24 protein-coding genes and 1 pseudogene are annotated in these 20463 nt (G+C 59.4%); 16 read left to right on the top strand and 9 right to left on the bottom strand.

Features of this window, described 5'->3' with window-relative positions; genetic code table 11:
- Window positions 1-141: 141 nt before the first annotated feature.
- Window positions 142-1635, bottom strand: a complete 1494-nt coding sequence (locus AC1MDC_RS15640) for an aldehyde dehydrogenase (RefSeq protein WP_085696828.1) — start codon at window positions 1633-1635, stop codon at window positions 142-144.
- A 235-nt stretch (window positions 1636-1870) separates the two neighbouring features.
- On the opposite strand from AC1MDC_RS15640, the gene AC1MDC_RS15645 reads away from it, so the two are divergent.
- Together AC1MDC_RS15645 and AC1MDC_RS15650 are read left to right on the top strand one after the other, a co-directional pair.
- Entirely contained in the window at window positions 1871-2233 is a 363-nt protein-coding gene (locus tag AC1MDC_RS15645; RefSeq protein WP_085696827.1) for a cupin domain-containing protein, read from the top strand.
- Window positions 2234-2314: 81 nt separating this feature from the next.
- Window positions 2315-2536, top strand: coding sequence for a hypothetical protein (locus AC1MDC_RS15650; protein WP_480393304.1), 222 nt, complete (start codon window positions 2315-2317; stop codon window positions 2534-2536).
- A 155-nt stretch (window positions 2537-2691) separates the two neighbouring features.
- Here AC1MDC_RS15650 and rpmG read toward each other — a convergent pair whose 3' ends face one another.
- The 3 genes from rpmG to AC1MDC_RS15665 all read right to left on the bottom strand — a co-directional run bounded on the left by rpmG (window position 2692) and on the right by AC1MDC_RS15665 (window position 3459).
- Complete coding sequence (gene rpmG / locus AC1MDC_RS15655) at window positions 2692-2847, bottom strand: 50S ribosomal protein L33 (protein WP_003177274.1); 156 nt, start codon at window positions 2845-2847, stop codon at window positions 2692-2694.
- A gap of 11 nt (window positions 2848-2858) precedes the next feature.
- Window positions 2859-3092 carry a 50S ribosomal protein L28 gene (rpmB, locus tag AC1MDC_RS15660; protein WP_003177273.1) on the bottom strand — a complete coding sequence of 78 codons (234 nt, stop codon included), beginning with the start codon at window positions 3090-3092 and terminating at the stop codon, window positions 2859-2861.
- Between the two features lie 199 nt (window positions 3093-3291).
- Entirely contained in the window at window positions 3292-3459 is a 168-nt protein-coding gene (locus AC1MDC_RS15665; protein WP_170929695.1) for a hypothetical protein, read from the bottom strand.
- A 79-nt stretch (window positions 3460-3538) separates the two neighbouring features.
- On the opposite strand from AC1MDC_RS15665, the gene AC1MDC_RS15670 reads away from it, so the two are divergent.
- Window positions 3539-5125: an ABC transporter substrate-binding protein gene (locus AC1MDC_RS15670; protein ID WP_085696825.1), complete on the top strand. Its 1587-nt coding sequence runs from the start codon at window positions 3539-3541 to the stop codon at window positions 5123-5125.
- A gap of 36 nt (window positions 5126-5161) precedes the next feature.
- On the opposite strand, the gene radC is transcribed toward AC1MDC_RS15670, so the two are convergent.
- Entirely contained in the window at window positions 5162-5836 is a 675-nt protein-coding gene (radC, locus tag AC1MDC_RS15675) for a RadC family protein (protein ID WP_085696824.1), read from the bottom strand.
- A gap of 135 nt (window positions 5837-5971) precedes the next feature.
- Between radC and coaBC the strand changes: the two genes are divergently transcribed.
- From coaBC to AC1MDC_RS15710, 7 genes and pseudogenes are all read left to right on the top strand, one after another.
- Window positions 5972-7180: a bifunctional phosphopantothenoylcysteine decarboxylase/phosphopantothenate--cysteine ligase CoaBC gene (coaBC, locus tag AC1MDC_RS15680; RefSeq protein ID WP_085696823.1), complete on the top strand. Its 1209-nt coding sequence runs from the start codon at window positions 5972-5974 to the stop codon at window positions 7178-7180.
- A gap of 5 nt (window positions 7181-7185) precedes the next feature.
- The gene (dut, locus tag AC1MDC_RS15685; RefSeq protein WP_007954445.1) at window positions 7186-7641 is read left to right on the top strand and encodes a dUTP diphosphatase; all 456 of its coding nucleotides are present in this window, start codon (window positions 7186-7188) and stop codon (window positions 7639-7641) included.
- Between the two features lie 262 nt (window positions 7642-7903).
- Window positions 7904-9280 (top strand): annotated as a pseudogene (locus AC1MDC_RS15690) (phosphomannomutase/phosphoglucomutase); the annotation flags it as partial.
- Window positions 9281-9304: 24 nt separating this feature from the next.
- Entirely contained in the window at window positions 9305-10210 is a 906-nt protein-coding gene (gene argB / locus AC1MDC_RS15695; RefSeq protein ID WP_007954443.1) for an acetylglutamate kinase, read from the top strand.
- A 202-nt stretch (window positions 10211-10412) separates the two neighbouring features.
- Window positions 10413-10625: a hypothetical protein gene (locus AC1MDC_RS15700; protein ID WP_085702321.1), complete on the top strand. Its 213-nt coding sequence runs from the start codon at window positions 10413-10415 to the stop codon at window positions 10623-10625.
- Between the two features lie 161 nt (window positions 10626-10786).
- On the top strand, window positions 10787-11053 hold the full coding sequence (locus AC1MDC_RS15705) for a hypothetical protein (protein ID WP_480393305.1): 267 nt from the start codon (window positions 10787-10789) through the stop codon (window positions 11051-11053).
- A gap of 11 nt (window positions 11054-11064) precedes the next feature.
- Window positions 11065-11250: a hypothetical protein gene (locus AC1MDC_RS15710; RefSeq protein WP_371918963.1), complete on the top strand. Its 186-nt coding sequence runs from the start codon at window positions 11065-11067 to the stop codon at window positions 11248-11250.
- A 64-nt stretch (window positions 11251-11314) separates the two neighbouring features.
- On the opposite strand, the gene pyrE is transcribed toward AC1MDC_RS15710, so the two are convergent.
- Entirely contained in the window at window positions 11315-11959 is a 645-nt protein-coding gene (pyrE, locus tag AC1MDC_RS15715; RefSeq protein WP_007954442.1) for an orotate phosphoribosyltransferase, read from the bottom strand.
- An 82-nt stretch (window positions 11960-12041) separates the two neighbouring features.
- Here pyrE and AC1MDC_RS15720 point away from each other — a divergent pair, with 82 nt between their 5' ends.
- Window positions 12042-12821: an exodeoxyribonuclease III gene (locus AC1MDC_RS15720; protein ID WP_007920349.1), complete on the top strand. Its 780-nt coding sequence runs from the start codon at window positions 12042-12044 to the stop codon at window positions 12819-12821.
- Window positions 12822-12901: 80 nt separating this feature from the next.
- Here the strand turns inward: AC1MDC_RS15720 and gltS are convergent, their stop codons facing one another.
- The 3 genes from gltS to rph all read right to left on the bottom strand — a co-directional run bounded on the left by gltS (window position 12902) and on the right by rph (window position 15620).
- On the bottom strand, window positions 12902-14110 hold the full coding sequence (gene gltS, locus AC1MDC_RS15725) for a sodium/glutamate symporter (protein WP_085696820.1): 1209 nt from the start codon (window positions 14108-14110) through the stop codon (window positions 12902-12904).
- A gap of 389 nt (window positions 14111-14499) precedes the next feature.
- Complete coding sequence (locus AC1MDC_RS15730) at window positions 14500-14868, bottom strand: DUF4870 domain-containing protein (protein WP_085696819.1); 369 nt, start codon at window positions 14866-14868, stop codon at window positions 14500-14502.
- Window positions 14869-14897: 29 nt separating this feature from the next.
- A complete protein-coding gene (rph, locus tag AC1MDC_RS15735; protein ID WP_003229494.1) occupies window positions 14898-15620 on the bottom strand; it encodes a ribonuclease PH in 723 nt (240 codons plus the stop codon).
- Window positions 15621-15886: 266 nt separating this feature from the next.
- Here rph and AC1MDC_RS15740 point away from each other — a divergent pair, with 266 nt between their 5' ends.
- The 5 genes from AC1MDC_RS15740 to AC1MDC_RS15760 all read left to right on the top strand — a co-directional run bounded on the left by AC1MDC_RS15740 (window position 15887) and on the right by AC1MDC_RS15760 (window position 20390).
- Window positions 15887-16750, top strand: coding sequence for a YicC/YloC family endoribonuclease (locus AC1MDC_RS15740; RefSeq protein WP_085696818.1), 864 nt, complete (start codon window positions 15887-15889; stop codon window positions 16748-16750).
- Window positions 16751-16763: 13 nt separating this feature from the next.
- On the top strand, window positions 16764-17384 hold the full coding sequence (gene gmk / locus AC1MDC_RS15745) for a guanylate kinase (protein WP_085696817.1): 621 nt from the start codon (window positions 16764-16766) through the stop codon (window positions 17382-17384).
- 168 nt (window positions 17385-17552) lie between these two features.
- Window positions 17553-17822 carry a DNA-directed RNA polymerase subunit omega gene (gene rpoZ, locus AC1MDC_RS15750; protein WP_065258182.1) on the top strand — a complete coding sequence of 90 codons (270 nt, stop codon included), beginning with the start codon at window positions 17553-17555 and terminating at the stop codon, window positions 17820-17822.
- Between the two features lie 57 nt (window positions 17823-17879).
- Window positions 17880-19985 carry a bifunctional GTP diphosphokinase/guanosine-3',5'-bis pyrophosphate 3'-pyrophosphohydrolase gene (gene spoT, locus AC1MDC_RS15755; RefSeq protein WP_085696816.1) on the top strand — a complete coding sequence of 702 codons (2106 nt, stop codon included), beginning with the start codon at window positions 17880-17882 and terminating at the stop codon, window positions 19983-19985.
- Window positions 19986-20009: 24 nt separating this feature from the next.
- A complete protein-coding gene (locus AC1MDC_RS15760) occupies window positions 20010-20390 on the top strand; it encodes a RidA family protein (RefSeq protein WP_085685905.1) in 381 nt (126 codons plus the stop codon).
- The last annotated feature ends 73 nt before the right edge of the window (window positions 20391-20463 follow it).

Here is a 20463-nt window from a genome sequence, read left to right on the forward strand (position 1 = left end):
ACTGTGGGAGCGAGCTTGCTCGCGATAACGGTTTCACATTCAGCAAATGTGCTGACTGATACACCGCTTTCGCGAGCAAGCTCACTCCCACAGGGATCTTTGTATCGTTCGGGGCCCGCCTGAGCAGGCTCCGTCAACGGTTTACAGCTTGATCCAGGTTGCCTTCAGCTCGGTGTATTTGTCGAACGCGTGCAGCGACTTGTCGCGACCGTTGCCCGACTGCTTGAAGCCGCCGAACGGTGCGGTCATGTCGCCGCCATCGTACTGGTTGACCCACACGCTACCGGCACGCAGGGCCTTGGCGGTCAGGTGCGCCTTGGAAATGTCCTGAGTCCAGACCGCTGCCGCCAAACCGTAAGGCGTGTCGTTGGCGATGTTGATCGCTTCCTCGGCGGTATCGAAGGCAATGACCGACAGCACCGGGCCGAAGATCTCTTCCTGGGCAATCTTCATCGCGTTGCTCACGCCGTCGAAGATCGTCGGCTCGACGTAGGTGCCACCGGTTTCCTGAAGGATGCGCTTGCCGCCGGCCACCAGTTTGGCGCCGTCGGTGTGTCCCGACTCGATGTAGGACAGCACGGTGTTCATCTGCTGGGTGTCAACCAGCGCACCCACGTTGGTGGCCGGATCCAGCGGGTTGCCCGGTTTCCAGGCTTTCAGCGCCTCGATCACCATCGGCAGGAATTTGTCCTTGATCGAACGCTCGACCAGCAGACGGGAACCTGCGGTGCAGACCTCGCCCTGGTTGAAGGCGATGGCACTGGCGGCGGATTCGGCGGCGGCTTGCAGGTCCGGCGCATCGGCGAACACGATGTTCGGACTCTTGCCGCCGGCTTCCAGCCACACGCGTTTCATGTTCGATTCGCCGGAATAGATCATCAGTTGCTTGGCGATCTTGGTCGAACCGGTGAACACCAGGGTGTCGACATCGTTATGCAGCGCGAGCGCCTTGCCGACGGTGTGTCCGTAGCCCGGCAGAACGTTCAGCACGCCTTTCGGAATACCGGCTTCAACGGCCAGTTCGGCGATGCGGATGGCGGTCAGCGGGGATTTTTCCGACGGCTTGAGGATCACCGAGTTACCGGTCGACAGGGCCGGGCCGAGTTTCCAGCAGGCCATCATCAGCGGGAAGTTCCACGGCACGATGGCACCGACTACGCCCACAGGCTCGCGGGTTACCAGACCCAGTTGGTCGTGTGGGGTGGCGGCGACTTCGTCGTAGATCTTGTCGATCGCTTCACCGCTCCAGCTCAGGGCTTGGGCGGCACCCGGTACGTCGATGTACAGCGAATCGCTGATCGGCTTGCCCATGTCGAGGGTTTCGAGCAGGGCCAGTTCTTCGGCGTGCTGCTTGAGCAGGCCGGCGAAACGGATCATGGCGGCTTTGCGTTTGGTCGGCGCCAGGCGCGACCAGACGCCGGAATTGAAAGTGGCGCGGGCGTTTTCCACGGCGCGCTGGGCGTCGGCGGCGTCACAGCTGGCAATCTTGCCCAGCAGACGGCCATCGACCGGGCTGATGCACTCGAAGGTCTCGCCGGAGACGGCATCGGTGTACTCGCCATTGAGGTAGGCGCGGCCTTCGATCTTCAGGTCGCGGGCGCGTTGTTCCCAGTCGGCACGAGTCAGGGTGGTCATTCGAGTGTCCTCCTCTTGTTCAATACGAGCGCCGCGATCGTCGCGGTCGTCCTCAGGAATACTGCCCGGCCAGCCTGCTTTTCGGCCCAAGGCACCCGCCACCCTAAACCAGCGGCCGGGGTTGTTTCAATATATTTGACATAAGGCAGTTATACAGCCTTGCGGTGTTCAATTTAATCAACATAGACTTTGACCCTTTCACGCCACCGCGCCGTCATCACGGGAGAAAACAACAATGAACATCCAGAACGTCGTCGACATCAGCCTGACCATGGACCAGGCCGAACGCTACCGCCCGGACCCGGCCAAAGTGCTCAAGGGTGATCCCGAGCAGGCGGTGTTCAATCAGTACGACAGCCCCTGCGGGCAAATGGGCGTTGGCGTGTGGGAAGGTGCGGTGGGTCAGTGGACGGTGAACTACACCGAGCACGAATACTGCGAAATCCTGCAAGGCGTTTCGGTGCTGCGTGACGGCGAAGGCAATGCCAAGACTCTGCGTGTCGGCGACCGCTTCGTGATTCCGGCCGGTTTCCGTGGCACCTGGGAAGTGCTGGAGGCGTGCCGCAAGATTTATGTGATTTTTGAAGACAAAAAATAAATACATATCGCACGGAGTGCCGGAGAAGAGTGAAAAATCCTGACGTCCACAAAGGACATTCAATCATAAGGATATGAAAACATGACTCAGGAAAACGCATTTCAACTGATCAGCCATCTGATCGGTACTCCATTTGTACCGGCCGTCAGGGCCTACATCAAGGAGCTCACCGGCTACTCCGTCAAAGATCCAGACGAACAGGAACAGGAACAGGAACAGGAAGATCTTGAAAACGTCGAGACCCTGATCGTCGACCTCAACCCCATGCGTGGAATTATCTGGTTCAATCTGAACCGAAAATGATCCGACGGATTTGAAACTCCCCCTCTCAAGAAGGCCTGCACCGAAAGGTGCAGGCCTTTTTTGTGGATCAGGATCACGGCAGCGACGACTTTTCGGCAACAAAAAAGGCCCGTATCGTGAGATACGGGCCTTTTTCGTAAGTCGGGAAAAATCAATTACTTGATTTTGCCTTCCTTGTAGATCACGTGCTTGCGAACAACCGGATCATATTTCTTGATCTCGATTTTGTCCGGGGTAGTACGCTTGTTCTTGTCGGTAGTGTAGAAGTGACCAGTACCGGCGCTCGAGATCAAACGAATCAATTCACGCATGATTAGCTCCCTTAAACCTTGCCGTCGCGACGCAGCTCGGCCAGCACAACGCTGATGCCACGCTTGTCGATGATACGCATGCCTTTGGCGGAAACGCGCAGGCGTACGAAACGTTTCTCTTCTTCAACCCAGAAGCGGTGATGCTGCAGGTTCGGCAGGAAACGACGACGGGTTTTGTTGTTTGCGTGGGAAATGTTATTCCCGGTTACCGGACCCTTACCGGTAACTTGACATACTCTAGACATGCCTCAGCCCTCTAAAACCACATGCCCAACCCGGCATGGGTTGGCCGCTTAATCTCTAGTCATTGTGGCGCCAGGCGCCGCGATTCTTTAGAGGTCTTACCGGCTACACCTACAAGCGAAGGAACCGGGCCCCTAGAAAAGAGCGCTGCTTTATACCAGAAAGACCACGGAGCAACAACTTTCCGTGTGCAAAGAATGGTCAAAAAGCCGCTTTTTCTGCCTGCAGGCGCCTTGGATAAAGGCTGCCGGCAATTTTTACCATTCGTCGAAGAAAATCGATCATACCCGCTGTCGAGACTTTTCCTGCCGTCTCTTCCGACAAATCCTCAGCCGCGAAGCCGCGAAAATGCAAAAAGGGGATAGTCATTTGCAATCGCGACCACTAGGGTAGGCCTTTTCCAGACTGCACTTGCAGATGGGCCTTCGATCTGTAAAGGAAGCCGACCATGCGCCTCGCTGCCCTCCCCCTGCTCTTCGCCCCGCTGTTACTGAGTCCACTGGCCCAGGCCGCCGCCCTGAGCGTCTGCACCGAGGCCAGTCCCGAAGGGTTCGACGTGGTGCAGTACAACTCGCTGACCACCACCAACGCCTCGGCCGATGTGCTGATGAATCGCCTGGTGGACTTCGACACCGCCAGCGGCAAGGTCGTCCCGAGCCTGGCCGACAGCTGGGAAGTCAGCACCGATGGCCTGACTTATGTCTTCAAGCTGCACCCGCAGGTGAAGTTCCACAGCACCGAGTACTTCAAGCCGACTCGCGAACTGACCGCCGAAGACGTCAAGTTCAGCTTCGACCGCATGCTCGACCCGGCCAACCCGTGGCACAAAGTCGCCCAGAGCGGTTTCCCTCATGCCCAGTCAATGCAACTGCCAACGCTGATCAAAAAGATCGACGCACTGGATCCGCTGACCGTGCGCTTCACCCTCGATCACCCGGACTCGACGTTCCTCGCGACCCTGAGCATGGGTTTCGCCTCCATTTATTCTGCTGAATATGCCGACAAGCTGCTGAAGGCTGGCGCAACCGACAAGTTGAACAGCCAACCGATCGGCACCGGCCCGTTCGTGTTCAACCGGTTCCAGAAAGACGCTTCGATCCGCTACAAGGCCAACCCGGACTACTTCCGCGGCAAACCGGCAGTGGATCCGCTGATCTTCGCCATTACCCCGGACGCCAACGTGCGCCTGCAAAAGTTGCGGCGTAATGAGTGCCAGATTGCCCTGTCACCCAAGCCATTGGACGTACAGGCCGCAAAAGAAGAACCGACGCTGAAAGTCGAAAAGACTGACGCGTTCATGACCGCATTCGTCGGCATCAACAGTCAGCATCCGCCGCTGGACAAGCCGGAAGTGCGCCAGGCGATCAACCTCGCTTTCGACAAGGCCAACTACCTTAAAGCCGTGTTCGAGGACACCGCCGAAGCCGCCAACGGCCCATATCCGCCGAACACCTGGAGCTACGCGAAGAACCTGCCGGGTTACCCGCACGACGTGGACAAGGCCAAGGCATTGCTGGCCAAGGCCGGACTGAAGGACGGTTTCCAGACCACCATCTGGACGCGCCCGTCCGGCAGCCTGCTCAACCCGAACCCGAGCCTCGGCGCACAACTGCTGCAATCGGATCTGGCGGAAATCGGCATTCAGGCAGAAATCCGCGTGATCGAATGGGGCGAGCTGATCCGTCGTGCCAAGGCTGGCGAGCATGACCTGCTGTTCATGGGCTGGGCCGGTGACAACGGTGATCCGGACAACTTCCTCACCCCGCAGTTTTCCTGCGCGGCGGTGAAGTCCGGCACCAACTTCGCCCGCTACTGCAATGCCGACCTGGACAAACTGATCAGCGCCGGCAAGACCACCAGCGAACAAGGTGTGCGCACCAAGCTGTATGAGCAGGCGCAGGCGCAGATCCAGCAGCAGGCGCTGTGGCTGCCGCTGGCGCATCCGACGGCGTATGCGCTGACGCGCAAGGATGTGCAGGGTTATTCGGTGAGCCCGTTCGGTCGGCAGGATTACTCCAAGGTCACCCTCAAGTAATCCGCCCCGGCTTGCAGCGACTGCAGTCGCTGCAAGCTACATCCAGCCACACTCCGCCATCGACAGTGGTTCCCCGTCACCAACGATGAAGTGATCGAGCACCCGCACGTCGATCAGCTCCAAAGCCTTCTGCAAGCGTTTGGTCAATAATCGATCAGCCTGGCTGGGATCGGTGTTACCTGACGGATGGTTATGGCACAGGATCAGGGCCGCCGCGTTATTGGCCAACGAGCGCTTCACCACTTCGCGGGGATGCACCGCCGTATTGTCGATCGAGCCGCGAAACAGCGTCTCGAAGGTCAGCACTTGATGTTTGGAGTCGAGAAACAGGCAACCGAACACTTCGTGCGGCTCGTGGCGCAGCATCGCCTTGAGGTAATCGCGGACCACCTGTGGATTCTCCAGCGCCGTTTTCTGCCGCATGCGCTCGGCCAGATGTCGCCGCCCCATCTCCAGCACAGCCTGCAGTTGGGCAAACTTCGCCGGCCCCAGGCCCAATTGCTCGCTGAACGCCCCGAGATCAGCCTCCAGCAACGCCCGCAGGCTGCCGAACTGATTCAACAAGTGTCGCGCCAGATCCACCGCGCTTTTACCGGATACGCCGGTTCGGAGAAAAATCGCCAGCAATTCGGCATCGGAAAGACTTCCCGAGCCCTGTTCCAACAGCTTCTCCCGCGGCCTTTCCGCCGCCGGCCAATCGCGAATACTCATACACGTTCCTTGTCTGTGGGCGCCGCTGTTCCATAGCGGTCGCTGTGATATCGTAGCCCATCTTTTTTGCGGGCGAATTCACCCTGGGGAGGGGGTTTCGCCACGCATGTCACCAACGAAATGAAAGGCAGACCTATGCAGCGGCTGTATCGGAAACGCATCGTTCTGGGCGTCGGCGGCGGCATTGCTGCCTACAAGAGCGCCGACCTTGTGCGCCGCCTGATCGATCAGGGCGCCGAAGTGCGCGTGGTCATGACCCGTGGCGGCAGCGAATTCATCACCCCGCTGACCATGCAGGCCCTGTCCGGCCACCCGGTTCACCTGGATCTGCTCGACCCGGCCGCCGAAGCGGCGATGGGCCACATCGAACTGGCCAAGTGGGCCGATCTGGTGCTGATCGCCCCGGCCACCGCCGACCTGCTGGCCCGTCTGGCTCAAGGCATTGCCAATGATTTGCTGACCACGCTGGTGCTGGCCACCGACGCCGTTGTCGCGGTCGCTCCAGCGATGAACCAGGCCATGTGGCGCGACCCGGCGACCCAGGCCAACCTGCAACTCCTTGAAAGCCGTGGCCTGAAGACCTTCGGCCCGGCCTCCGGCAGCCAGGCCTGCGGCGACGTCGGCATGGGCCGCATGATGGAAGCCACCGATCTGGCCCAGCTCGCGGCGGACTGCTTCCAGCGTCAGGCACTGACCGGCAAGCATGTGGTCATCACCGCCGGCCCGACCCAGGAAAACATCGACCCGGTGCGCTACATCACCAACCACAGCTCCGGCAAAATGGGCTTCGCCCTGGCGGAAGCGGCGGTGGAAGCCGGCGCCCGCGTCACGCTGATCAGCGGCCCGGTGCACCTGCCGACGCCGGATCGCGTCACCCGTATCGACGTGGTCAGCGCCCGCGACATGCTCGCCGCGTGCGAAGCCGCGATCCCTTGCGACATCTTTATCGCCTCGGCGGCGGTCGCGGACTACCGTCCGGAAGTCGTCGCCCCACAAAAATTGAAAAAAGATCCTACGAGCGGTGACGGCTTCGTCCTGCAAATGGTGCGCAACCCGGACATCCTGGCCACCATCGCGACCCGTTCCGACCGTCCGTTCAGTGTCGGCTTCGCCGCCGAGACCGAACACCTGCTCGACTACGCTGCACGCAAGCTGAAGGACAAGAATCTCGACCTGATCGTCGCCAACGACGTCGCCAACCCGAGCATCGGTTTCAACAGCGAAGAAAACGCCTGCAGCGTCATCGACCGTGGGCTGCACGCCACGGTTTTCGCCCAGACCAGCAAGAGCAAGATCGCTCGCCAGCTCGTCACCTTTATCGCCGAACGTCTGAACCAGGTTTAATTTACATGCACGCTTTGCAAGCCAAGATCCTCGACCCACGCATCGGTACCGAATTCCCGCTGCCGCAATACGCCACACCGGGCTCCGCCGGCCTCGACCTGCGCGCCATGCTGCAAGAGGACATCGTGATCAAACCGGGTGAAACCGTGCTGATCCCTACCGGGCTGTCGGTGTACATCGGTGACCCGAACCTCGCCGCGTTGATCCTGCCACGCTCGGGCATGGGCCATAAGCACGGCATCGTGCTGGGCAATCTGGTCGGCCTGATCGACTCCGACTACCAGGGTCCGCTGATGGTGTCCTGCTGGAACCGTGGCCAGACCGAATTCACCATGCCGGTCGGCGAGCGTCTGGCGCAGCTGGTGCTGGTGCCGGTGGTGCAGGCGCACTTCGAAATGGTCGAAGAGTTCGTCGAAACCGAGCGTGGCGCTGGCGGTTTCGGCCATTCCGGCACCAAGTGATCGATTAGAAATCCATCGTGGCGAGTGCGTGTTGCTTGCCACGAAATTCAAAATGTCATCTGCAAGGTTTAGCGCCGAAAATCAAGGTATTGGCAGGCCAAAGCCACGCCGTACAAGGCGTCATGGCCCTTTCACACCACGAACTCTCTGTGAAAACCGCCGTCATACCCTTCAGTTTGAGCTTGCCGTCGAATGAATCGCCGGCGTGTCCAGCCACTTTCGAGATGGAGCATTTTCGCAGATGAGCACCCCCGCCCAAGTCGCCCCGAAGCTTCCCGACAGCATCTTCCGCGCCTACGACATTCGCGGCACCGTGCCGGAATTCCTCAATGCCGAAACCGCCTACTGGATCGGCCGCGCCATTGGCTCCCAAAGCCTGGCCCAGGGCGAACCGAACGTATCCGTTGGCCGTGACGGCCGTCTGTCCGGCCCCGAACTGGTGGCAGAACTGATTCGCGGTATCGCCGAAAGCGGTTGCCACGTCAGCGACGTCGGCCTGGTGCCGACCCCGGCGCTGTACTACGCCGCCAACGTGCTGGCCGGCAAATCCGGCGTGATGCTCACCGGCAGCCACAACCCGTCGAACTACAACGGCTTCAAGATCGTGATCGCCGGCGACACCCTCGCCAATGAGCAGATCCAGGCCCTGCACGAGCGTCTCAAGACCGGCAACCTGAGCAGCGGCACGGGCAGCGTGACCCAGGTCGAAATTCTCGACCGCTACACCACCGAAATCGTCCAGGACATCAAACTGGCCCGGCGCCTGAAAGTCGTGGTCGACTGCGGCAACGGCGCGGCCGGCGTGATCGCCCCGCAACTGATCGAAGCGCTGAACTGCGAAGTCATCCCGCTGTTCTGCGAAGTCGACGGCAACTTCCCGAACCACCACCCGGACCCGGGCAAGCCTGAGAACCTCGTCGACCTGATTGCCAAGGTCAAGGAAACCAAGGCTGACATCGGCCTGGCCTTCGACGGCGACGGCGACCGCGTCGGCGTGGTGACCAACACCGGCACCATTGTGTTCCCGGATCGCCTGCTGATGCTGTTTGCCCGTGACGTAGTGGCGCGCAACCAGGACGCGGAAATCATCTTCGACGTCAAATGCACCCGCCGTCTGATCCCGCTGATCAAGGAATATGGCGGCCGGCCGCTAATGTGGAAGACCGGTCACTCGTTGATCAAAAAGAAAATGAAACAATCCGGCGCGCTGCTGGCCGGCGAAATGAGCGGGCACATTTTCTTCAAGGAGCGCTGGTTCGGTTTCGATGACGGCATTTACAGTGCCGCACGGCTGCTGGAAATCCTCAGCAAGGAAAAATCTTCGGCCGAGGAGCTGTTCGCGACCTTCCCGAACGATATTTCCACGCCGGAAATCAATATCCATGTGACCGAAGAGAGCAAATTCAGCATCATTGATGCACTGCACGATGCGCAGTGGGGCCCAGGCGCCGACCTGACCACCATTGACGGCGTGCGGGTCGACTACGCCAAAGGCTGGGGCCTGGTGCGCGCGTCCAACACCACACCGGTGCTGGTGCTGCGCTTCGAGGCCGATGACGAGGCGGAACTGCAGCGCATCAAGGCTGTGTTCCATGCCCAACTGAAACGCGTTGCACCTGATCTCCAACTACCGTTCTGATTGCTGATTCACCCGGAGCCCTGAATGACCCTCGAACGCGATGCCGCCGCCAACACTGCCAAGGTCCTGTCCGAAGCGCTGCCTTACATCCGCCGATACGTCGGCAAGACCCTGGTGATCAAATACGGCGGCAACGCGATGGAAAGCGAGGAGCTGAAAACCGGCTTCGCCCGCGACATCGTGCTGATGAAGGCCGTGGGCATCAACCCGGTCGTGGTTCACGGCGGCGGCCCGCAGATCGGTGATCTGCTCAAGCGCCTGTCGATCGAAAGCCATTTCGTCGACGGCATGCGTGTCACCGACGCCGCGACCATGGACGTGGTGGAAATGGTCCTCGGCGGCCAGGTCAACAAAAGCATCGTCAACCTGATCAACCGTCACGGCGGCAGCGCCATCGGCCTGACCGGTAAAGACGCCGGGCTGATTCGTGCGAAGAAGCTCACCGTCACCCGCCAGACCCCGGAGATGACTCAGCCGGAAATCATCGACATTGGCCATGTGGGCGAAGTGGTCGGGATCAACACCGAACTGCTGAACCTGCTGGTCAAGGGCAACTTCATCCCGGTGATCGCGCCGATCGGCGTGGGTGAAAACGGCGAGTCGTACAACATCAACGCCGACCTGGTGGCCGGCAAGGTTGCCGAAGCACTGAAAGCCGAGAAGCTGATGCTGCTGACCAACATCGCCGGCCTGATGGACAAGTCGGGCACCGTACTGACTGGCCTGAGCACTCAGCAGGTCGACGACCTGATCGCCGACGGCACCATCTACGGCGGCATGCTGCCGAAAATCCGCTGCGCGCTGGAAGCGGTTCAGGGCGGTGTCGGCAGCTCGCTGATCATCGACGGCCGCGTACCGAACGCGATCCTGCTGGAAATCTTCACCGACACCGGTGTGGGCACGCTGATCAGTAATCGCAAGCGTCCCTGATCGCTGAAAGATAAAAGATCGCAGCCTGCGGCAATTCCTGCAAAAACGAATTTCGCGTGTATGAAATTTCTGCAGGAGATGACGAAGTCTGCGATTTTTTTGTGCGCGAAAGAAATATCCGACGCTCATCAGCGAAGCGTCCTACATCGCGAAAGCAGCAATCTTCATAGGATCTTCCCTGAATTCACAGGAGATCTTCCCCATGCAAAAAAACCACGTACCGTATGGCAGTGACGTTTCAGCAGGCACCTACAAATGTGCAGACTGTGGACGCCAGTACTCCAATCAATCGAAAACCTCGCTTCCGCCCTGCCCTGACTACCAACCCAGCACCCACGTGCTCAATGGCTGGAACATCTTGAGCGGTCAGGGCGATGCAGTGGCAGATCCGTATCCGGATCAGTCCTCCAAATAATCGTGGAGAACTGAATCATGCAGATCTCATTCACGATCGACGCCGACGCTTTCGAGCAGGAGTAAAAGGAACCGGTCAAAAAAACCCTGCGCATCGGCGACGCGGAAATTGCCCACGCTCTTCAGCGTATCGCCAAGGCCAGCCTGACCGAGTACCTGAAAATGCTGGTCGAGGGCGGCATGCCCAGCCGGGCCGAGGAAGCCAGGCAGGATCGTCTCCTTTACCTGATTCAAAGCTACTTCGGGCAGACATTACCGACCGAATCGCAAATCTCGACCATTTTTCAACTGACCCAGAGTCAGAGCAAAACCTTGCTGAAGAACACCGTATCGCGCTTTCGCAATCAGCTCGATGACATCCTGCAGCAGAGCATGCGCGCAGTCGCCAGAAGATCAAAAACGCCTTTTACTGGCGTGCGCTACCACTGACGTGCGCCTTTGTGGCGCTGTTTTACGTCAATCTGCCAGCCGCCGTGCGCATTATCGACAGCAGCACACTGGATCTGTGGGACTTCGATGTTGATCGCACACTGTACGTGATGGTGGTTGGGGCGCTGCTGGCATTTGCGTTGACCAATACGATCCTGACGCTGAAATTGCTTAAAAAATGGCACATGCTGCGTTAGCTGAAAACCAAAAGACCCCGCTCAGCCTGACTGAGCGGGGTCTTTTTTTGCCTGGAAGAAGCGATCAGACGCCGAACTGGGCGCGATAGGCTTCAACGGCTGGCAGGTGCTGCTTGAGCTGCGGATCGTCAGCCAGGAATTCCAGCACCTGATTCAGCGAAACGATGCTGATGACCGGGATGCCGAAATCACGCTCGACTTCCTGGATTGCCGATAGCTCACCGTTGCCGCGCTCCTGACGGTTCAGGGCGATCAGCACGCCGGCAGCCTTGGCGCCGTCCTGGGAAGCAATGATCTGCATCACTTCACGGATCGCGGTGCCGGCAGTGATCACGTCGTCGATGATCAGCACCTCACCGGTCAGCGGTGCACCGACCAGGCTGCCGCCTTCGCCGTGAGCCTTGGCTTCCTTGCGGTTGAAGCACCATGGCAGATCACGGTTGTGGTGTTCGGCCAACGCCACGGCAGTGGTTGCCGCCAACGGGATGCCTTTGTAGGCCGGGCCGAACAGCACGTCGAACGGAATACCGCTCTCGGCGATGGCTGCGGCGTAGAAACGGCCCAGCTGTGCCAGCGCGGAGCCCGAGTTGAACAGGCCGGCATTGAAGAAGTAAGGACTGGTGCGCCCGGACTTCAGGGTGAACTCACCGAAGCGCAAAACGCCGCGATCGATGGCAAAACGAATGAAATCGCGCTGATACGCTTGCATGAAAAAAACCCCAAATACCACGGATTTAGCTAATTAGCTTGACGCCGTGTATCATACACGCACGCGATTTTTGGGGCCATTTATGCGGATCATCAGTGTGAACGTCAATGGTATTCAGGCTGCAGTCGAGCGCGGTTTGCTCAGTTGGCTGCAGGCACAGAATGCCGACGTCATCTGCCTGCAGGACACCCGTGCCTCCGCCTTTGAACTGGACGACCCAGCCTTCCAACTGGACGGCTACTTCCTTTATGCCTGCGATGCTGAAGTCCCTGCCCAAGGCGGCGTGGCTTTGTATTCGCGGTTGCAACCGAAGGCTGTCATCAGCGGTCTCGGCTTCGAGACGGCCGACCGCTACGGGCGCTACCTGCAAGCAGATTTCGACAAAGTCAGTATTGCCACCTTGCTGCTTCCTTCGGGGATGAACGGCGATGAAGACTTGAACCAGAAGTTCAAGCTCATGGACGACTTCGGCAAGTACCTGGACAAACAGCGGCGCAAACGTCGCGAGTACATTTATTGTGGCTCGCTGTACGTCGCGCAGCAGAAGCTCGACATCAAGAACTGGCGCGACAGCCAGCAATCTCCGGGCTTCCTGGCGCCAGAACGCGCCTGGATGGACGAGATTGTCGGCAACATGGGCTATGTAGACGCCCTGCGCGAAGTCAGCCGCGAAGGCGACCAGTACAGCTGGTGGCCGGACAACGAACAGGCCGAGATGCTGAATCTGGGCTGGCGTTTCGACTACCAGATCCTGACCCCGGGCCTGCGGCGCTTCGTGCGCAGCGCACGCCTGCCGCGTCAGCCACGGTTCTCGCAGCACGCGCCGCTGATCGTCGACTACGACTGGACGCTGACCATCTAAGCGTCGTTTCGCAGTAGAAAAAATGCCCGTATCGCAGGATACGGGCATTTTTTTGCGTCAAACCCAGGCTGGAACGCGCGTCAGACCGCGGCGAAGAACGGCAGCGCCAGATACAACTTGATCACTATGACGTTGATGATATCGATGAAAAATGCACCCACCATCGGTACGACCAGAAACGCGATCTGCGACGGCCCGTAACGCTGCGTCACCGCTTGCATGTTGGCGATGGCGGTAGGCGTCGCACCGAGGCCGAAACCGCAATGCCCGGCCGCCAGCACTGCCGCGTCGTAATTGCGGCCCATGATCCTGAACGTCACGAACACCGCGAACAGCGCCATGACCAGCGTCTGCACGGCCAGGATAATGAAGATCGGCAACGCCAGGGCTGCCAGATCCCACAACTTGAGCGACATCAGCGCAATGGCCAGAAACAGCGACAGACTGACGTTGCCCAGCACCGAGACTTCCCGCTCGAATACCTGATACAGGCCCAACGCCGAGAGGCCGTTACGCAACACGACGCCCACAAACAAGACACAAACGAATGTCGGCAACTCGAATGCCGTGCCGTGCAGCAGCCCGTTCAGGAGATTGCCCACCAGCAGGCTGACCGCGATCAGCGCCAGTGTTTCGATGAACGAGAACGGCGTGATCGAGCGCTCCCTGTTCGGCTGCTCGAACCCCTTTGGCAGACGCGGCGCCTCCTGCGCATGACAACCAGGCACCTCGACACGTTTGATAAGCAGACGGGCAACCGGCCCACCGATCAGTCCACCCAGTACAAGACCGAATGTCGCCGAGGCCATCGCCAGCTCGGAGGCGGAGGCCAGACCGTATTTCTCGCTGAATACCGTTCCCCACGCGGCACCGGTTCCATGACCACCGGCCAGTGTGATGGAACCCGTCAACAGCCCCATCAGCGGGTCAAGCCCCAGCAATGTGGCGAGTCCGATGCCCATGGCGTTCTGCAGGATCAGGAGACCGGCGACCGCTAATATAAATATCCCTACTACGCGACCGCCCTTTTTGAGGCTGGCGAAGTCCGCACTCAGACCGATAGTGGCAAAAAACGCCAGCATGAGCGGTGCCTGCAGCGAGGTATCGAATCGGACTTCTATATCGAGCGCTCGCAATACCAGAAGAACCACAGCAACCAACAGGCCACCCGCAACCGGTTCGGGAATATTGAAATTGCGCAGTACACCAACACGGGTCACAAGACCACGTCCCAGCAGAAGTACAAGAGAAGCGGCCACGAGCGTGCCGTAGAAATCGAGCTGAATCATCTGGTTTATTCTTGGCTATATATTCGCAGGCGAACTTTTCCCTGGTTACGCCTCACGAATCGGCTGGCTGTTTCAACACTGGAAACACTGAAATTCAAGAGCCTTCGATGGTCTGAATATATCGAAATATTTCTGAAGGAATATGACGTGCGGCAACCTTAACAAGCGCAAAGTCATGCTGCCAATGCCCATTGGCCGCATCGAGGCATTACAGTTGTGACTAAAAATGTAAGACCGATGAATATATAAAATTTCTTTTGCCATTCATCGTAGACAGATTATTCCTACAAGGAACTCAGGTTTATTAAGTTGCAAAAAAAGCCCTGGCAGGCCAGGGCTTTTTAAATATGCAGAATTGATTATTCCAACATGCACCTTTCGGTTGAATGCTATTTGATCAAGCGCCAGGTAAACGGATAACGGTAAGGAAAACCTTCATTGGCTTTTACGCCACCGATGATTGTCAGCACCAGCGCCGCAATGGCCAGCAGGCCGAACAGCACGAACCCGATGATCACCAGCATCAGTACGAAGCAGATCATTGAAGCAATCGCCACGGTGATCTGGAAATTCAGCGCTTCCTTGCCCTGGGCGTCGATGAACGGATCGGTCTCGCGCTTCATCTGCCACAGGACCAGTGGCCCGATCAGCGTTCCGAACGGAATCCAGATCCCCAGCAAGGCGGACAAGTGACAAAACATCGCCCATTGGCGAACCTCCTGGCTCGGCTTGGGCAACAACTCTTGCTCATCACTCATCTCGTCCTCCTTGCGGGTTGCGAACCTGCTCAGTCGGCCAGCGCAGCCTTTTGCAGCTCGAAGATCTCGTTCATGCCTTTCTTGGCCAGTTCCAGCATCGCGTTCAGCTCTTCAGGCTGGAACGGCGCGCCTTCAGCGGTGCCCTGCACTTCGATGAAACCACCGGTGCTGGTCATCACCACATTGAGGTCGGTCTCGGCGGCGGAATCTTCAAGATAGTCCAGATCCAGCACTGGCTCGCCCTGGTACATGCCAACAGATACGGCACCGATCATTTGCTTGAGCGGGTCGCCACCTTTCAGGCCGCCGCGCTTCTTGATCACTTTCAGTGCATCGACCAGCGCAACCATGGCGCCGGTGATCGACGCGGTACGGGTGCCACCGTCGGCCTGGATCACGTCGCAGTCGACGTACAGGGTGACGTCGCCCAGCTTGGACATGTCCAGTGCAGCGCGCAGGGAACGGCCGATCAGGCGCTGGATTTCCAGGGTGCGACCGCCCTGCTTGCCACGGCTCGCTTCACGCTGGTTACGTTCACCGGTAGCACGCGGCAGCATGCCGTATTCGGCGGTCAGCCAGCCCTGGCCCTGACCTTTAAGGAAACGCGGCACGCCATTTTCAACGCTGACGGTGCAGATGACTTTGGTATCACCGAATTCGACCAGTACGGATCCCTCGGCGTGTTTGGTGTAGTTGCGGGTAATGCGGATCGAGCGGAGCTGATCGGCAGCGCGACCACTTGGACGTTTCATAGGAGATACCTGTACTGGGGACGGAAAACTGCGGAGCATTATAGAGCCGCACGCCGCGCCTGGGCACTCGTTAAAAATCCCGCCGACGACCGAAGGCCCTGAAACGCGCTTCGCCGACGGCCTGCAGCCCTTTGTCACACCGTGTGTTTGGGCGCATCTGCCGCACTGCGCTACAATCCTGCGCCTTTGCTGCCAGTCGGCTTAAATTCATTGATATCGAGCTGCGGAGCTTCAATTCGCGCCGATCTGTATCGCGAGGTCACCCCATGGTGCACAGCATGACCGCCTTCGCCCGCGTCGAAAAAGCCGGCGTTCAGGGCACCCTGAGCTGGGAGCTGCGCTCGGTCAACAGCCGCTACCTGGAACCCCATCTACGTCTGCCGGAATCGTTTCGCGACCTCGAAGGCGCCGTCCGCGAAGCCCTGCGCCAGGGCCTGTCGCGCGGCAAACTGGAGTGCACCCTGCGCTTCACCGAAGAAAGCGCCGGCAAGCCGCTGCAAGTGGATCGCGAGCGCGCCGCGCAACTGGTCGCTGCGGCCGAAACCGTCGCCAGCCTGATCAAGAACCCGGCGGCGCTGAACCCGCTGGAAGTGCTGGCCTGGCCGGGCGTACTGGTCGCAGACGCCACCGACCCGCAAGCGCTGAACGCCGAGGCGCTGGCCTTGTTCAATCAAGGCTTGAAAGACCTCAAGGCCGGCCGCGAGCGCGAAGGCGCAGAGCTGGCACGCCTGATCAACGATCGCCTGACCGCCATCGAAGAAGATGTGGTGACCCTGCGCGAACTGGTTCCGCAGATGCTTGCCACCCAGCGCCAGAAAGTCCTCGACCGTTTCGCCGACATGAAGGCCGAACTGGACCCGCAGCGCCTGGAACAGGAAATGGTCATCCTCGCGCAAAAAAGCGACGTGGCCGAAGAACTGGATCGCCTGAGCACTCACATCATCGAAGTTCGCCGGGTGCTGAAATCCGGCGGTGCCGCCGGCCGGCGCCTGGACTTCCTGATGCAGGAGCTCAACCGCGAAGCCAACACACTGGGCTCCAAGGCCTTCGACCCGCGCAGCACCCAGGCGGCGGTCAACCTCAAGGTGTTGATCGAGCAGATGCGCGAACAAGTGCAGAATATTGAGTAAGGCTATCCCCGACATGACCCACAGTACCGGCACCCTGTACATCATTTCCGCCCCCTCGGGCGCGGGCAAAAGCAGTCTGGTCAAGGCCCTGACCGACGCCAAACCGGAAATCCGTGTCTCGATTTCCCACACTACCCGCGCCATGCGCCCGGGCGAAGTGGACGGCGTGAACTACCACTTCGTGACCCGCGAAGAGTTCGTGAAGATGGGCGAGCACGGCGATTTCCTGGAACGCGCCGAAGTTTTCGGCAACTTCTACGGCACCTCGCAAAGCCGCCTGCAGCAGACCCTGGACGAAGGCCATGACCTGATTCTGGAAATCGACTGGCAAGGCGCGGAACAAGTGCGCAAGCTGATGCCGCAGGCCCGCTCGATCTTCATTCTGCCGCCATCGCTGCAGGCCCTGCACCAGCGCCTGACCAACCGTGGCCAGGACAGCGACGAGATCATCGACGGCCGGATGCGCGAAGCGGTCAGCGAGATGAGCCACTACGTCGAATACGACTACCTGATCATCAACGACGATTTCGCCCACGCGCTGGATGATCTGAAGGCGATTTTCCGCGCCAACCAGCTGCAACAGAAACGCCAGCAAGTGCGTTTTGGCAAATTGCTGGCTGAATTGCTGGGCTGAAACAGCACTTCACAAAACCGCTGCAAGAGCTTTACATTGGTGCTTGCAGCGCGTTGAAGAGTCTGGTCAAAAAATCAGCGCTTCCCTAATCGCTGGTGTTTTTTTAAACTGCCGAGTCCGCTCGCCCAACCGGGCAGCGCGCATATTGCATTCGCTCCGAGGAATACCATGGCCCGCGTAACCGTTGAAGACTGCCTAGAACACGTGGATAACCGCTTTGAGCTGGTCATGCTCTCTACCAAGCGTGCCCGTCAACTGGCCACCGGCGGCAAAGAGCCGAAAGTGGCATGGGAAAACGACAAGCCTACCGTCGTCGCCCTGCGCGAAATCGCTGAAGGTATCGTGACTCCCGAATTCATCGCCGCCGAAGAAATTGTCACCGAAGACCCGGTCTTCGCTGCCTTTGCTCCAGAGGACGAGTCCAACGAGGCCGTTTAAGCCTATGCCTGGTCGACGTAGCAAGGCGCGGGATCACAGCTTGCGGCAGGAGTCATCATGCCGAGCATAGACGCCCTCGCCGATCGAATATCGACCTACCTCGGTCAGGACCAGGTCAATCTGGTCCGCCGAGCGTATTTCTACGCCGAACAAGCCCACGACGGCCAACGCCGCCGCAGCGGCGAGGCGTATGTCACGCATCCTCTTGCCGTGGCGAACATTCTTGCCGACATGCACATGGACCATCAGAGCCTGATGGCCGCGATGCTGCATGACGTGATCGAAGACACCGGTATCGCCAAGGAAGCGCTGCAAGCGCAGTTCGGCGAGACCGTGGCCGAACTGGTCGACGGGGTCAGCAAACTGACCCAGATGAACTTCGAGACCAAGGCCGAAGCCCAGGCGGAAAACTTCCAGAAAATGGCCATGGCCATGGCGCGCGACATTCGCGTGATCCTGGTCAAGCTCGCCGACCGTCTGCACAACATGCGCACCCTGGAAGTGCTGTCCGGTGAAAAGCGCCGGCGCATCGCCAAGGAAACCCTTGAAATCTATGCCCCCATCGCCAACCGGCTGGGCATGCATTCGGTACGCATCGAGTTCGAAGACCTCGGCTTCAAGGCCATGCACCCGATGCGTTCCGCGCGGATTTACCAGGCGGTCAAACGCGCCCGCGGCAACCGCAAGGAAATCGTCAACAAGATCGAAGAGTCCCTCGGCCATTGCCTCGCCATCGACGGCATCCAGGGCGAAGTCAGCGGTCGCCAGAAACACCTCTACGGCATCTACAAGAAAATGCGCGGCAAGCGTCGGGCCTTCAACGAGATCATGGACGTCTACGCGTTCCGGATCATCGTCGACAAGGTCGACACCTGCTACCGCGTACTGGGTGCCGTGCATAATCTGTACAAACCGTTGCCGGGCCGCTTCAAGGATTACATCGCGATTCCCAAGGCCAACGGCTATCAGTCGCTGCACACCACGCTGTTCGGCATGCACGGTGTACCGATCGAGATCCAGATCCGTACCCGCGAAATGGAAGAGATGGCCAACAACGGCATCGCCGCCCATTGGCTGTACAAATCCAGCGGCGACGAGCAGCCGAAAGGCACTCACGCCCGAGCCCGTCAGTGGGTCAAAGGCGTGCTGGAAATGCAGCAACGTGCCGGCAACTCGCTGGAATTCATCGAAAGCGTGAAGATCGACCTGTTCCCGGACGAGGTCTACGTGTTCACGCCCAAAGGCCGGATCATGGAGTTGCCCAAAGGCTCCACGGCGGTCGACTTCGCCTACGCGGTGCACACCGACGTCGGCAACAGCTGCATCGCCTGCCGGATCAACCGTCGTCTCGCACCGCTGTCCGAACCGCTGCAAAGCGGTTCCACGGTCGAGATCGTCAGTGCCCCCGGCGCGCGGCCGAACCCGGCGTGGCTCAACTTCGTGGTCACCGGCAAGGCGCGAACCCACATCCGCCATGCGCTGAAACTGCAACGCCGCTCCGAATCCATCAGCCTCGGCGAGCGCCTGTTGAACAAGGTACTCAACGGCTTCGACAGCGCGCTGGAACAGATTCCGGCCGAGCGCGTGAAGGCGATGCTCACCGAATACCGCCTCGAACTGATCGAAGACCTGCTCGAAGACATCGGCCTGGGCAACCGCATGGCCTATGTCGTGGCACGCCGCCTGCTCGGCGAAGGCGAGCAATTGCCAAGTCCGGAAGGCCCGCTGGCGATTCGCGGCACCGAAGGTCTGGTCCTCAGCTATGCCAAATGTTGCACGCCGATCCCGGGCGACCCGATTGTCGGCCACCTGTCGGCGGGCAAAGGCATGGTCGTGCACCTGGAAAACTGCCGCAACATCAGCGAAATCCGCCACAACCCGGAAAAATGCATCCAGCTTTCGTGGGCCAAGGATGTCACCGGCGAATTCAACGTCGAACTGCGCGTCGAGCTGGAGCACCAGCGCGGCCTGATCGCCCTGCTGGCCAGCAGCGTCAACGCAGCCGACGGCAATATCGAGAAAATCAGCATGGACGAACGCGATGGTCGCATCAGCGTCGTCCAGTTGGTGGTCAGCGTCCACGACCGTGTGCACCTGGCCCGCGTGATCAAGAAACTGCGCGCCCTGACCGGGGTGATCCGCATCACCCGCATGCGCGCATAACTCAAACAATACAAGGAGTCATACATGACCAAGACTGTTATCAGCAGCGACAAGGCCCCGGCCGCCATCGGTACTTATTCCCAGGCGATCAAGGCCGGCAATACCGTTTACATGTCGGGTCAGATTCCCCTCGATCCAAAAACCATGGAACTGGTCGAAGGCTTCGAAGCCCAGACCGTCCAGGTGTTCGAGAACCTGAAAGCCGTGGCCGAAGCCGCCGGCGGTTCGTTCAAGGACATCGTCAAGCTGAACATCTTCCTCACCGACCTGAGCCACTTCGCCAAGGTCAACGAGATCATGGGCAAGTACTTCGACCAGCCTTACCCGGCTCGCGCCGCCATCGGCGTGGCAGCCCTGCCGAAGGGTTCGCAGGTTGAAATGGATGCCATTCTGGTCATCGAGTAATGCGCCATGGCGCGGTCCAACACACCGCGCCGACCGCTCTGCGGTAAAGAAAAGGTTTTGAAAGGATTCCACC

The organism is Pseudomonas sp. 1 (genome assembly GCF_056626735.1).